This is a genomic window from Nostoc sp. ChiQUE01b (genome assembly GCF_034531255.1).
In the GTDB taxonomy this organism is placed as follows: Bacteria; Cyanobacteriota; Cyanobacteriia; order Cyanobacteriales; family Nostocaceae; genus Nostoc.
Map to the genome: position 1 here is coordinate 44,840 of NZ_JAVRBM010000058.1, position 14,146 is coordinate 58,985.

At 40.5% G+C, this 14,146-nt stretch carries 11 protein-coding genes; 5 read left to right on the top strand and 6 right to left on the bottom strand.

All coding sequences use genetic code 11. The annotated features are described in order from the left end of the window. Positions 1 to 664 precede the first annotated feature (664 nt). Positions 665 to 1,303 (top strand): histidine phosphatase family protein, encoded by a 639-nt coding sequence (locus tag RMY63_RS29090; RefSeq protein WP_322732033.1) that lies wholly within the window; start codon positions 665 to 667, stop codon positions 1,301 to 1,303. A gap of 145 nt (positions 1,304 to 1,448) precedes the next feature. On the opposite strand, the gene RMY63_RS29095 is transcribed toward RMY63_RS29090, so the two are convergent. Next, entirely contained in the window at positions 1,449 to 2,402 is a 954-nt protein-coding gene (locus RMY63_RS29095; RefSeq protein WP_322732034.1) for a glycosyltransferase family 2 protein, read from the bottom strand. A 267-nt stretch (positions 2,403 to 2,669) separates the two neighbouring features. Between RMY63_RS29095 and RMY63_RS29100 the strand changes: the two genes are divergently transcribed. Together RMY63_RS29100 and RMY63_RS29105 are read left to right on the top strand one after the other, a co-directional pair. Continuing rightward, the gene (locus RMY63_RS29100; RefSeq protein ID WP_322732035.1) at positions 2,670 to 5,009 is read left to right on the top strand and encodes a PhoX family phosphatase; all 2,340 of its coding nucleotides are present in this window, start codon (positions 2,670 to 2,672) and stop codon (positions 5,007 to 5,009) included. 358 nt (positions 5,010 to 5,367) lie between these two features. Next, positions 5,368 to 7,728, top strand: coding sequence for a PhoX family phosphatase (locus RMY63_RS29105; RefSeq protein ID WP_322732036.1), 2,361 nt, complete (start codon positions 5,368 to 5,370; stop codon positions 7,726 to 7,728). A gap of 163 nt (positions 7,729 to 7,891) precedes the next feature. Here the strand turns inward: RMY63_RS29105 and RMY63_RS29110 are convergent, their stop codons facing one another. Together RMY63_RS29110 and RMY63_RS29115 are read right to left on the bottom strand one after the other, a co-directional pair. Next, a complete protein-coding gene (locus tag RMY63_RS29110) occupies positions 7,892 to 8,455 on the bottom strand; it encodes a PEP-CTERM sorting domain-containing protein (protein WP_322732037.1) in 564 nt (187 codons plus the stop codon). 156 nt (positions 8,456 to 8,611) lie between these two features. Next, positions 8,612 to 8,959: a hypothetical protein gene (locus RMY63_RS29115; protein WP_322732038.1), complete on the bottom strand. Its 348-nt coding sequence runs from the start codon at positions 8,957 to 8,959 to the stop codon at positions 8,612 to 8,614. A 222-nt stretch (positions 8,960 to 9,181) separates the two neighbouring features. Here RMY63_RS29115 and RMY63_RS29120 point away from each other — a divergent pair, with 222 nt between their 5' ends. After that, positions 9,182 to 9,484, top strand: coding sequence for a hypothetical protein (locus RMY63_RS29120; RefSeq protein WP_322732039.1), 303 nt, complete (start codon positions 9,182 to 9,184; stop codon positions 9,482 to 9,484). A gap of 180 nt (positions 9,485 to 9,664) precedes the next feature. On the opposite strand, the gene RMY63_RS29125 is transcribed toward RMY63_RS29120, so the two are convergent. Continuing rightward, positions 9,665 to 9,925 carry a hypothetical protein gene (locus tag RMY63_RS29125; RefSeq protein ID WP_322732040.1) on the bottom strand — a complete coding sequence of 87 codons (261 nt, stop codon included), beginning with the start codon at positions 9,923 to 9,925 and terminating at the stop codon, positions 9,665 to 9,667. Positions 9,926 to 10,408: 483 nt separating this feature from the next. On the opposite strand from RMY63_RS29125, the gene RMY63_RS29130 reads away from it, so the two are divergent. Beyond that, the gene (locus RMY63_RS29130) at positions 10,409 to 12,478 is read left to right on the top strand and encodes a tetratricopeptide repeat protein (RefSeq protein WP_322732041.1); all 2,070 of its coding nucleotides are present in this window, start codon (positions 10,409 to 10,411) and stop codon (positions 12,476 to 12,478) included. A 134-nt stretch (positions 12,479 to 12,612) separates the two neighbouring features. Here RMY63_RS29130 and RMY63_RS29135 read toward each other — a convergent pair whose 3' ends face one another. Then, the gene (locus tag RMY63_RS29135; protein WP_322732042.1) at positions 12,613 to 13,362 is read right to left on the bottom strand and encodes a hypothetical protein; all 750 of its coding nucleotides are present in this window, start codon (positions 13,360 to 13,362) and stop codon (positions 12,613 to 12,615) included. Positions 13,363 to 13,494: 132 nt separating this feature from the next. Continuing rightward, the coding region (locus RMY63_RS29140) for an S-layer homology domain-containing protein (protein ID WP_322732043.1) at positions 13,495 to 14,146 on the bottom strand (652 nt) is incomplete at its 5' end.

Consider the following 14,146-nt stretch of genomic DNA (forward strand, 5'->3'; position numbering starts at 1 on the left):
AGACAACTAAGTTAGTTTTTATCGTGTGTCGCAGATTTTACAACTGATTAAAAGTTGTTAACTTTTACTAGTTATGTTAGTGTGTCTGGAAATGCAGTCCCATTAGGGCAAATTGATCCAGTTGCATTACTACAGTACGGGGGTATTTCAGTAGCTATTATTCTGTCTACTGGTTGTTTGATAGCAATACTGAACAAAGGTAATGCAGACCTGATTAAAGTCTTACTCCCTTTGGTTATGAAACAACAGAATAAAAGAGGGAAAGACAAATAGTGCAAGCCATTCAAGCAGATAGGGATTGTTAGGCTCTACGTTTATCCACACAGTTTTAATCCCAATGGTTACATTGAGATTGTTGACGAAAACAAAGACCTAATCCTTTATGGGAATGCAGGCGATGATATTCAAAAATCAAAGTGAAAAGGCGATTATACAGGGGTGTAGGGGTGCGATTTGGTAGAAGTAGGGAATTGCCAATGGTATCCGTATCCCGGCTCAAACTAGAGTAATAGCTCTTACCGCTACTTTTGTCAACGAAATCAAAAGTTTGTGGTTGATTGACTTTTTTGGTTGATTACTTTGTCCTGGTGTCACAGACTCGATTGCAAGATTGATGGTAGTTTATTTTTGCACAAACTCCTTTATCCCAATCGCAACACAAGCTATGACACTCAATTTGTATTTACTGCGACATGGAGAAACTACTTTTAGTCAAAGTGGTAATTTTTGCGGTGAAACTGATGCGGAGTTGACCTCTGAAGGGATACAGATGGCAGAGAGTTTTGCCGATGTTTATCAAAACTTGTTGTGGGAGGCTGTTTATGTTAGCCCGATGAAGCGCACAATTGCAACTGCCAAGCCATTTTGTGATGCTATCGGTATGGATATGCAGTTGCGTGACGGACTTAGAGAAGGTAGTTACGGCCAATGGGAAACTAAGAGTAAATCGTTTATCGAAGAGAATTACGCCCAAAACTATGTCAAATGGTTGACAGAACCCGCTTGGAATGCACCACTAGGTGGAGAAACTGCGGTAGATATTGCTAACCGTTCTATGCCTGTAATTGCTGAAATTCAAGAAAAACATCCCCAAGGTAATGTTTTAGTCGTTTCCCATAAAGCCACGATTCGGATTATGCTTTGCAGTTTACTGGGAATTGATTTGGGACGCTATCGCTATCGGGTGAATATTTTGGTCGCGTCAGTAAGTATGGTTAAATTTGACGTTAATGGCCCCTTGTTAGAAATATTAGGCGATCGCCATCATATACCCGATCGTATTCGCTCTCGTCCGGGAACATAACAGTCCCTTAAACAAAAACCGAAGACCAAGACAAAAAGATTTGATTCGCCGGACGAATGGCAAGAAATCTAAGGGCAAGAAACGATATGACCAACAAAGTTTTAACAGATTGATTACACGGTGCTACTTCCCAAAGATGTTTAAATCACCATGCTTGCTCCATTTGAGCATAGGCTTCATAAACACCCTTCACGTTGTACCAGTTGAGGAAAATTCGAGCAATTTCTAAAGCTAATTGAGGTTTACCTAAATTAATTAGCCATTGCAATAACGGAGCCATTGTCCGTTCATTTAACGCACCATTAAGTGACAAAATCCCCCAAAGTAACCGATGCAGCCAAGTCATTTGAATCATCATTCGCACTTCCCATGTAGGATGCTTCTGATAAAATAAAACTCCCATCCGTCCGCGTTGAATTTCTTGGTCAATTAATCGGGGAATTTGTTCTAAGTTAAATGCTGGATGCCAGTGATATCCTACGGCTTCTGGACATTTAATTAGTGTCAAACCTAGTTTTTTTAGCCGCACACCTAATTCTAAATCTTCCCAGCCATAGAGTTGAAAACTGGTGTCAAAAAGTCCTGCTTTCTCTAACCAATGTTTGGGTATTGCTACATTTCCCGTAGCAAAAAAAGCTGCTGAAAAATCTGTGACTTTGTAGGGTTCAGCCGTTGGATTGTTGAAATTACAAGTATTAATAACTGCACCATAAGTGAAAAAGCGATCGCTCCCCAATTTCTCTTTTCCCTGTACTAGTGCGTTACCATGAGCTTGCAAGAAATTTTTCAGCACTACTAAATCACTATCAATAAAGATAATTGTATCTCCGAGCGCCTTCTCTACCCCTAAATTCCGAGCCGCAGCTGGCCCAGCATGGTCTTGCTGAAACGAACGCACATGGGGAAACTCTTCTTTGTGTGCTGCTAACCACTCCAATGTGCCATCAGTAGAACCATCATCTATCAAGACAATTTCGTAATCAGTAACCGAACTTGCCTGACTCAACTCCTGCACCTCCAAGGCGCGGAGGCACTTTTCTAAAATTGGTTGGCGATTATAAGTCGGTATCACAACGCTGAAAAACACAGTCTCACCCACAACACTATTGATTTATCCTTCTCCAGGATAGGACAGATGGGGCGCTGACACTGTTCCTTAGTTGATTTGAGCTAAGGAAATAGTAAGAGGTGATAATTTTTAGTTAATTAAGTTATAACCTAAGCTTAATCATTGTCAACTAGAGTAAATAATATAATAATTATCTTTTTATTATTAATAACTTATTAATTATTTCAAATACTGCAAATTTTCAGAAATTAGAGTTTATTTCTACTAAATTTTTCTATCACACCAGAGGAAAATTTGATGTCTAAATTAAGTCGGAGAGAACTTTTAAGATTTTTTGCTGGCAGTGCTGGTGCTGCTATTTTGGGAAATAAACTTCTAAATAATTTTGCTAGAGTTGCAGAAGCAAAAACCGCTAGTATAAGCTTTACACCTGTACGCTTACCACATCCCCTACCAATTTATCAACAACAGAAAAATTTCTTGCCAACAGGAATTAGTCAAGGAGAAGTAGTTAAAGCATCTGCGGATATTAAGTTAAGTAGCTACAACGTTATTGATGATGTGGTAGTGCCGCCAGAGTACGAACGTTATGTAATTGTCAGTTGGGGCGATCGCATCTTTCCTAACAAAGATGATTATTTTGGTTACAACAACGATTTCACTGGGTTTATTCCCCTTAATAAAACTAATGATGTCGGGTATTTATGGGTGAATCATGAATACGTTAGTTTTCCATTTTCTAGTTTAGTCGTAGAAGATTCATCCGATCTGAAAAAACTACCAGACGCATTTGAAAACGTCATTGGTTGGGCTTTACCCTCCAGCAGAAATATTGAAGTTGAAGGGGAATTTTTATATAATCAAGGCGGTTCAATCATTCGCATTTCTCGCCAGAATAAGAATAAACGTTTTGCTGTAGTCAAAGATGCCAAAAATCGCCGTATTCATGGTCTGTCTGGGTTGGGAATCAATAGCCAACGCAATGATGACTACAAAAATATCACCACTTGGGGAAGTCGCAACCACCAAAAAGGTGACAAAAATTATCTAATCGGAACTGGCCCAGCTGCAAACCAAGTTTTTAATCTCTCCTCTGATGAATTGGGTAACAAAATTATTGGTACTGCTTTCAACTGTTCTGGTGGTAAAACTCCTTGGGGTACGATTTTATCTGCGGAAGAGAACTTCCAAAATAGCGTTACAGAAGGAGTCAAAGCTAATGGTACTCAGACAGATTATACAGACAAAACGATCGGCAAGACTTTTGGTTTAGTTGGCGAAAAATACGGCTGGATTGTCGAAATTGACCCCAAAAATCCGAAATTTCGCCCCCGCAAACACACTTCGTTGGGTCGTTTTCGCCATGAAAATGTTGCCCTGCGTGTTGAAAAAGGCAAGAAATTGGTTGCTTACTTGGGTGATGACAGACGGGGGGGACACACTTGGAAATTTGTCAGTGCAAGCACTATTTCTTCCCCCACCAGTAAAACTAACAGTAGTTTGTGGGAAAAGGGGACTTTGTATGTTGCCCGTTATAATCCAGACGGTACAGGTAAATGGATACCGTTACTTTTAACTACTGCTACCAATCCAATTACGCCAGCAGTTCTATCTTCTGTAGAATTTGCGGCGTTGCAGAAAGTACAAAAAGAAGGTCTTTTACCACTACCGAGACGCAATGGAATTGCAGGTGAAAGCAAAGATGGTGGTACATTTAAATGCGATCGCATTAACGAAGCAAAAGCACTACCTGATTATCAAAATAAGAAACTATCTGACTTCTACTCTAGCCAAGGTGCTGTTCTGAGTGACGCCTTTTTAGCTGCAAACTTAGTCGGGGGAACTCCTACAGCACGTCCAGAAGATATAGAAGTGCATCCAACCACCAAAGAAGTATTCATTGCCTATACTGATGGTGCGCCAGGAAGCGATGGTTATCCTGATTCGCGGATTTTTCAAGTTGCCAAGTTAAGTACAGATGCCAATGCAACGCAGCAATCAGGAGGACTGTACAAGATTATTGAAGATAGTGCTGATGCTACAGGTTTAACCTTCCGGTGGCAGAGATTTGCCCAAGGCGGCGAAGCTGGAACTGTTAATGGTGCTGGTTTTGCCAACGTCGATAATCTAGTTTTTGACAATCAGGGAAATCTTTGGGGTGTTACGGATATGTCTACCGGCACTCACAACGGTTTTGATGTCGGTGCTGAAGGTAAGCAAACCAAAATCGATCATACAGTTAGTGGTAATGTTTCCGATTTTACTGGAGTTTTCGGTAATAACTGGCTATTTTTTATCCCTACCAGTGGTACTAATGCCGGACACGTAATACCATTTGCTCATGGGCCAGTGCGCTGCGAAATGACGGGGCCAAGTTTTGTCGGAAATACACTGATTATTTCAGTACAACATCCTGGTGAAGATTGTCCAATTAACGATGGCACAATGCTGAGTCGCAGTATTGAATTACTAGATTTAAATGGTACTACATTCAATCAAACTCGGAGTTTACCTCGTGGCAGTAGTTGGCCGAGTAATATCTCAAAAACTGATGGTGGTAGGGAGCAAGCTACAGGTGTTCCCCGACCATCTGTAATTGGTATCCGCCCGAAAAATTCTCGCAGTAAGTTTATTTAACAAGACATAATTCAGAATTAAATTTTGAAGGAAAAACCTACGCATTGCTTCTCTACAAAAAGCAACGTGACTTAATCTTGTGAAATTTCATAGACAAGAAAGCTTTTAGTTAATTATAGAATAAATCTCCATTAATCAAGATATAACCTGGGGTTAATTTTTGGTCATTAGATTATATGAAAAAGTGAAAAACTTTGTCTGGTTATGTACCCTAAATAGCAAACAACCTTTTGTTTAATAACAGGTTACTTACTATTCAAAATCTGTGGCATTTCACGTAAATAATTGATGGCTTTTTCTATCAGTAATCAAGATTTGCCTTTATGAAATTTTTGGTGTCACAACAGAGGAGAGTTTGATGTCTAAATTAAATCGTAGACAAATTTTAGTATTTTTTGCTGGCAGTGCTGGTGCTGCTGTCTTGGGAGACACAATTCTAGATGGTGTTTCTAGTATTGCCGGAGCAAGTAACAGGCGACTGAGCTTTACACCAGTGCGCTTACCCCATTCTTTACCCATTTATAAACAGCAGAAAAGTTTCTTGCCAACGGGAATCGGTCAGGGACAGGTAATCAATGCATCTGCAAATACGAAGTTAAATAGCTACAACGTCGTTGATGATCTGATAGTGCCACCAGAATATGAACGTTATGTAATTATCAGCTGGGGCGATCGCGTCTTTCCTAACAAAGACGAATATTTCGGTTACAACAACGATTATACGGGTTTTATTCCTCTGGGTAGAACCAACGATATCGGTTATTTGTGGGTCAATCATGAATATGTGAGTTTTCCATTTTCCGATCTAGCACCAGAAGCTCCTGCTGATGTTAAAGGATTGCCTACCACTTTTGAATCAGTGATTGGCTGGGCTTTACCTACCACCAGAGGTATTGAATTTGACGGCGAAGTTCTATATAATTTAGGCGGATCAATCGTCCGCATCTCCCGACGTAATTCTAGTAACCGTTATGCTGTGGTTAAAGGTGATGCAAGAAATCGTCGCCTTCATGGTCTTTCTGGGTTGGGAATTAATAGCCAAAGAAGTGATGAATATAAAAATGTCACTTCTTGGGGAAGTCGTAGCTACCAAAAAGGCGATCAAAACTATCTCATCGCCACTGGCCCAGCCGCAACCCAAGTATTTAACCTCTCCTCCGATGGATTGGGTAACAAAATTATTGGCACTAGCTATAACTGTTCTGGCGGTACAACTCCTTGGGGAACTATCTTAAGTGGTGAAGAGAACTTTCAAGGAAGTGTAGGAGGTTTTGTTGGTGTTACAGAACCAGTCAACCCTAATGGTACTCAAACAGGTTACATCGATGGTACTACTGGTAAGACCTTCGGTTTAGTTGGTGAAAAATATGGTTGGATTACAGAAATTGACCCCATTAATCCAAATTTCCGCCCTCGCAAGCACACTTCATTGGGTCGTTTTCGCCATGAAAACATTGCCATCCGTGCCGAAGCTAAAAAACCATTAATCGCCTACATGGGTGATGACAGACGTGGGGGACACACCTGGAAATTTGTCAGTGCAGGTGTGATTTCTTCACCAACCAGTAAAACCAACAGCAGTTTATGGGAAAGTGGTACATTGTATGTCGCCCGTTACAATCCAAATGGTACGGGTCAATGGATACCCTTAAATTTAAACAGTCCCACCAATCCCATTTCGCCATCGGTAATTTCTTCTGTAGAGTTTGCTGCTTTGGGTTCGGCTCAAAGAAATGGTCTTTTACCCCTACCAAAACGCAATGGTATTGCAGGTGAAACTACAGATGGTGGTTCCCTCGCAGTCGATCGCACCAACGAAGCAGAGAGACTACCTGCTTATCAAGGTAAGAAGCTATCTGACTTCTACACTTCCCAAGGTGCAATTCTCAGTGATGCTTTTTTAGCAGCGAATTTGGCTGGCGGAACTCCGACAGCACGTCCAGAAGATATAGAAGTGCATCCGACCACTAAAGAAGTGTTCATTGCCTATACTGACGGTGCGCCAGGAAGCGACGGTTATCCAGATTCGCGCATTTTCCAGGTTGCTAAGTTAAGTACAAAGGTCAACGCAACGCAGCAATCCGGGGGATTGTACAAGATTATTGAAGATAGCGCCGATGGTACTGGTCTAACCTTCCGTTGGCAAAGATTTGCTCAAGGTGGCGAAGCTGGCTCGATTTCTGGTGCTGGTTTTGCCAACGTCGATAACCTAGTGTTCGACAATAAGGCAAATATTTGGGGGGTAACGGATATGTCTACTACCACTCACAATGGTTTTAATGTTGGTGCTGCTGGTACTGTAACTATCATCGACCACACAGCCAGTGGTAATGTTTCCAATTTCACAGGAGTTTTTGGTAATAACTGGCTATTCTACATTCCTACTACTGGTACTCACGCGGGAGAGGTAATACCTTTTGCTCAAGGCCCAGTGCGTTGTGAGATGACAGGGCCAACTTTTGTAGGAGATACGTTGATTATTTCCGTGCAGCATCCCGGCGAAGATAGCCCAATCAATGATGGTACGATTTTGAGTCGTGAGATTGAATTACTGGATTTGAATGGTGTTACATTCAATCAGGCTCGGACTGTCCCTCGTGGTAGTAGTTGGCCAAGTAACATCCCAACTGCTGACGGTGGAAAGGGTCAACCTAGAAGTCTTCCCAAACCATCTGTAATTGGTATCAAACGTAAGAATCCTACTGGTAGTTTTACTTAATACCAATTCAATTAATGATTGCAGCACATCCTTGGGTAAAGACGCGATGAATCGCGTCTCTACAAATGGTCTATTTGTTGCATTCTTTTTTTTTCAAATTGGTATAACTATGTGTGTAGAGACGTTAGATAATAACGTCTCTACATTAATTTTCAAAGTAGGACTAGTAATTTGTCACTCCAGATAGTTTTTTCTTGGGTTTCATTCTCAACGCCATAGCACTAGCGATCGCTATACCACCAAGAGTCATCGGTTCTGGTACGGGTGTACTCTTAGAATAAGTTACTGTACCCACCTCTGTTGTAGATAATAAGTCGGCACTCAGAATGCTATAAAATTTTGTTCCTCCTGTATTTGGATTACCTGGATTATTGCCAATGAAAAACCGATCTTCAACCAAATAGCTCAGTCCTGATAGGTCGCCATTTGTAAAGCTGACTACAGGAGATGATGGGCGATCAAAATCACTTGCCTGTGTATACTGAGTATCTACGTAGTCAAACAAAATAGATAATCCATTGCTAACGCCTAGAGTTTCCTCGCCTAACCCGCTTAAGGTCGAGTCATCATATCGAAAAGAGCCGAAATACTGACCGGGGCGATCGCCAGATGTCGCATTTACGGTGAAATCATAATTAACTAAGGCAGCTTGCGTCGGTTTAATAACAGCAGCAACCGCGATCGCAACAGCAAAAGCAGCAATGCTAATATCTTTAGCTAATTTCATCAGAAAATGCTCCGAAGCTAAAAAATGAATAATTCTGTAATTTCACTTAAATAAACTTTTAACCAATGTATATAGGTTAAGAAATAACCAACAAAAGATGATCTTTGTTAAATCTTTAAGGTTGTCAGGTATATATAAAATTTGTGTAAACTTATTTCAATATTTACAGTAGGTTATGTTTTGAGTTTGGGCGTAGGTGTAACCTGTTGCAGACATCGCTACATCACTAAAATGGCTAAAGACTAATCCAACTAACAAATCTTGTTGGGCAATATTTGTCCCCACATCAGTCAGCTTTTTAGCAATTAACGGTTGCTGTCCTCGACCGCGAATTAACAGAGTCTCAGTCGGAATGGTTTCCTGTTTGACTGTGCCTTGGGAGTCAGGGTAAATAAGCGCGTAAGCGTAGCCCGCCGCAGGCATCGCACTAGCAGATACTAAGTTATTCTTTTTACCTACTGCCACTGTTTTAGTAACGAAAACAGTACCAGCCGGGAGTGCCATCGTGCCATTTACTGTCAGTTTTTCCTAATTTAAGGCTATTATGACTGTCCGATCGCTTATTTCGATCTGACTTTTCAAATTACTGACGACAGAATTAGTGTTTCAGGCTTTCTCAAAATAGCGATCGCAACTTACTAGTTCATTAGAACTATAAACTACAAATAAAAAGGGAGGTGAAAAATTGCCTACAAAAGTTTAAACCTTTGTTTTTCGGCAGAATTATTGCTGGCAGAAATTGATAAATTACGTAAAGAAGTTGTTGAAAAATGCAAAGACACTTTGCTAGATAAGCTAAATTACCCCAATTCTATTGCATACTCTAAATATAGCAGTTTTGTCACCGAAGCATTTTATAATGACGACGCTCGAATAGGATGGAAATATTTTTATGATGAACATAAAGCTATACTTTACCCTATAGCAAAGCAACAAGGACAAAACAAACAAGTTGAAGAGTATTGGGAAGATTTAATCAAATCTGCTATCGCACTAAATGAAGAAAATGCGTTGCTCATACAAAACTAAAGTATAGCAGATACTAAGTAAGAAATTAGTTGGATGTTTCAATTTTGGACAAAGAAAATGTTTTCGATAATTTCTTTGTCCAAATTCTAGTAGTATTGATTAATGACAAAATGATTCAGAATCAAATGCCAAAAAAAGAAGTTTTAACATCTAAATTTAGGACTGCCATAGTTGCTAAAATCAGGCATGGAGATTTGCTTGTTCCTGCAACCACGGATCTACAGTTTGTCCATCTTTGCGGCGTAATTCAATTTCCACAACCATCACTTCTTTGGAACCAGGAGGTGCAGGTTTTTTATGGAAAATGATGTCATAATCTTCTGGATTATGTTTACGTTCTTTCAACCATTCCTGTACCTTGGTTGTGGCAAAAAATGATTGCCCTTGCTCAAACATTCGGGTAATCTGCAATTGCAGCGTGTAAGGATTTAAGCGACCCATTTTCTACCGCCTTTGTTAAGTTAATTTGAGAACAAGTAATCTACTTACTCTAGATAATCTAATATTAATGCGAAGTAACCACACCTGACACTTCCCATACAGGTAGAAGTTCTAGTTTAAACGCCTTGTTATCTGTAAAAACAAAGTCTGAACCTTGTCCGCTGGATGGTCTAAGAAAGCGTCGATGCTTTCGCATTTTGTCTTCTACTGGTTGATAAATTATTATTTTTACTGCTTGACTTTCACCATCTTTAGCAGTAATTACAACGTAGTAATATTATAGTAGTACTTACCAAAAATTGTCACAAAGTTGACTGCACTGTCTGACTAAAGTTGTACGTACACTAAGGACGAGGAAACCGATTAGTTAAGGATTTCTCAGAGTTTTACACTGCTTCTACAACATTTAACCACTTAATTCTGTTATAGATTGGAGAGAGGCACGCCGCTTCAAAAACTGACCAACAGACTCAGATGGTTGTTATGCAGAGCAAAAATCAAGCTGTTTTCGCTTTAATTGTAAAAAGCACGATTGTATTTTTACCCTTATTGTTATCCGTTGGAATTGCCACTGGACAATCTGCACCATCACCCAATCCAGCACTAACTCCGACTCCGATGTTATCGAATTCAGAACGAGAAGAGTTAGCACGACTCCGAGCAGAAAAACGAATTCTACAGCGAGTCCAATCTGATTTTAAGAGCACTTTTAGTCGCACAACTATTTTACTCGATGTTTGGCTAGTTATATTAAGTCTCTTTCCAGTCGCTGTCATTGCTTTGTTATGGCTGTTGCGACGGGTGATAATCCGAGAAATTGTTGATAGGGCAATGCAACAAGTCCAGGGAATGGAAAAATTACAAATTCAGCTAACCACCGTTAAACAAGAAGCTGAAAATGTTATTCAAGATGCGAAAAAAATAAATTATGAGTTAGAACAGGAAACGACTGCTTTACAACAAAAAATTAAAAATGAACAAGAAAATGTATCTATTCTGATATCCGATCTAGCTTTAGCTAAAGCACAGGTATTAAGTAGATTAGAAGCGGAACTAAAAAAATCTCAAGAAAATATAGAAAATTTAGAGTCAAAATTTGCTTCGGGGTTATCTAAGTTAGAGTTTGATGCTCAACAACAAAAAGATATAGCACTGGAGAATTTAGGAAAATTAGCATCTGTAATGGCAGAAGAACTGTCTAAGTTAAAGTTAGGTGTGCAACAACAGCAAAAGCTAGCCGTTGCTGATTTAGAAATATCAAAATCTGAGTTCACATCTCAACTTTCTGGATGGCAGTCTGATGCCCAACAACAAAAAGATATAACTTTTGAAATTTTAACAAAATTGCAGTCAGAGTTTGTAGAAAAGTTATCTGAATTACAGATTGATGCTCAAAAGCAAAAAGAGAGTGCAGTTGATAATCTAGGTATATTCAATCGAGAATTTAAATCTCAATTATCTGAATTGCAGGTAGATGCTCAAGAGCAAAAAAATAAAATTATTGAGAGTTTAAAAGTATTGCAGTCAGAATTTAAATTTCAATTATCGGAATTACAAGTCGATGCTCAAAAATCCAAAGAGCTAATCATTGAGAATTTAGAAAAATCGGGTTCTGAGTTTAGTTCACAATTCTCAGAATTACAATGGAATGCTCAACAACAAAAGATTCTGATTTTAGAGAAGTTAGAAAGATTAGAAACTGAGTTTGTCTCTCAACTCTCTGAGTTACAATTGGATGCCCAAGAAAGGAAGGATCTGATTCTTCAAGAACTAACTGAAATTACGCCGGAATCGATTCTAGATGTGGTAAATTCTGAATTTGAACAAGAAATACAGGAACAGCCACAACAACCAGAATTCACTGCTGATGAATATGTAAAACAGGGAGACGATCTGTTTTCTCAAAGGCGTTATGAAGATGCGATCGCAGCTTACAACCAAGCAGTGAAAACCCAACCTGATGAACCTGTGAATTGGTTAAAACGGGGTCTAACTCTGGGAAGGTTGAAACGCTACCAAGATGCGATCGCATCTTATGATAAAGCGATTGCGATTCAGCCAGATTATCATCAAGCTTGGTGCGATCGCGGCGTTGCTTTTGGAAACTTACAACAACATCAGCAAGCCTTTGCCTCATTTGACAAAGCCATACAAATCAAACCTGACGATGCCGTTGCCTGGTTAAATCGCGGTCTTTCCCTAGTAGCATTAGAACAATACGAAGAGGCAATAGGCTCCTTTGATAATGCCCTAGAATTCCAACCCAATTCTCCCAAAATCTGGGATAAACGCGGTTACACTTTGGTAAGATTGGGACGCGATGATGAAGCGATCGCTAGTTTTAACAAAGCCTTAGAAATTAAGCCAGATTACGCCAGTGCCTATTACAACAAAGCAGCCTGTTACGCACTGCAAAGACAAATTGACCGATCTCTGTTAACTCTACAACAAGCGATTGAACTTAATCCCAGGTATAAAGAAGACGCAGCAACCGACCTCGATTTTGATGATATTGCCGACGATGAACGCTTTAAGCTGTTAGTTGCAGAATAAAAATCTAAAAGGCATTTGTCATTTGTCATTGGTCATTGGTCATTGGTCATTTGTCATTTGTCATTGGTCATTGGTCATTTGTCATTTGTCATTGGCCATTCTCCCCCTGCTCCCTGCTCCCTGCTCCCCACTCCCTACTCCCCACTCCCTTTCTCCCCAGACATGGCTTTGAGTTTAGATGTAAAAGAATCATAGCGATCGCTTTTTTTGGGAGTAAATTGCCCGATTGGGGCATGAATAGCAGCAGGTGGAAGCAGTTTTGGCTCTCGTCGATGATGATTTGGTGATGGGGAAGGCGCTGGACTCTCTTGTGAAGTTTGCCTTTGGCTGATAGCAGATGATCGTTCAAGAGTTGCCAAAGAGGCAAATTTCCCAGAAAGCGGAGACTTCAAGACGGTTTTATTGTCTCTATCTTCCTGCTTTCCCTCTTCTTCACTCAAAGATGTCTTTGGTTCATAACTTTTCAGTTGGAAAGTCGCAGTATTGCTGTGTTGATAGCCGTTGTTAATCTTAGCTGGTGGTAATTGAGGACTCGTTACTGGCTCTATAGTAGAGTTTTTCTTGGCTGGCGGTAGGGCTGGTGCAGCCAATGAGGTTAAGCTTTGGGGAAATTTGCTACAAATCATCCGTTCAAATTCCATGTTGAAATGATATGCAGCCTGATCCCGGCGCTGCCAAAATACTAAAATTTGCTCCACGGAAACCGCTTTATAACGACCTTGATATAGTGCCTCAATCACTGCCAGGTGTAGCCAATTAAGGGGGTATTGCGTTTGCCAACGCTCAACTAGCTCATTGGCACTATACCCATTGAGATCGAAACTATAGTTAATTAATAAGGCGATCGCCAAGTTGGCAGAGGTGTCTGGAAGTGTTGTTAACATGGGGCTATTAGCTTTAGGCAATAGTTCTAAAATTTGTCACCCATCGCATATTAGCCTAGCGTGCTTTTAACTACATGGTTTTTTTTTCCAATAGTTGCCAAGCCGATAGGCAAGTGTTCCCTATTCTACTTATCAACTTTTAGAATGCAACCCCACATAGACTGATTTAATCACAGATGTTTGCCCAATGGCGACTAATGCCTGATAAACCATTGCTGCAACTTCGGCGCGTGTTGCTAAACGTAAAGGCACAAGCATTTTCGGATCTGGATAGTTGACAACTATTCCCCATTGTGTTGCAGTGGCAACAGCTGTCCTAGCGTAGTCGGGAATGGTATGACGATCGCTATATACTTCTAAAACATCGCAATCAACAGCTGGTAGTCCCAGTCCGTTTACTAAGGAGACAATCACCTGTAGTCGCTGCACGCTTTGATCGGGGCGGAAAGTGCGATCGCTAAATCCGCCAACAAAGCCACCACTAGCCGCGATTTGGATAGCACTATAAGCCCAAAAATCTTTGGGTACATCCGTAAAATCAGGAGCTGGGATTTTGGGAAATGGGTTAAAAGCGATCGCCACCAAAGCTGCATACTGGGCGCGAGTCATTGGTTTATCTGGCTGGTAGCTACCATCGGCAAAAGCATGAGTTAAATCCATGCTCACTAATGCCTGAATAAATGGTTCTGCCCAATGTCCGTTTAGTTCGACAGAGGCGGGGAGGGGGGGAGGAGGAGATGAGGGAGCAGGGGGAGATGAGGGAGCAGGGGGAGATGAGGGAGCA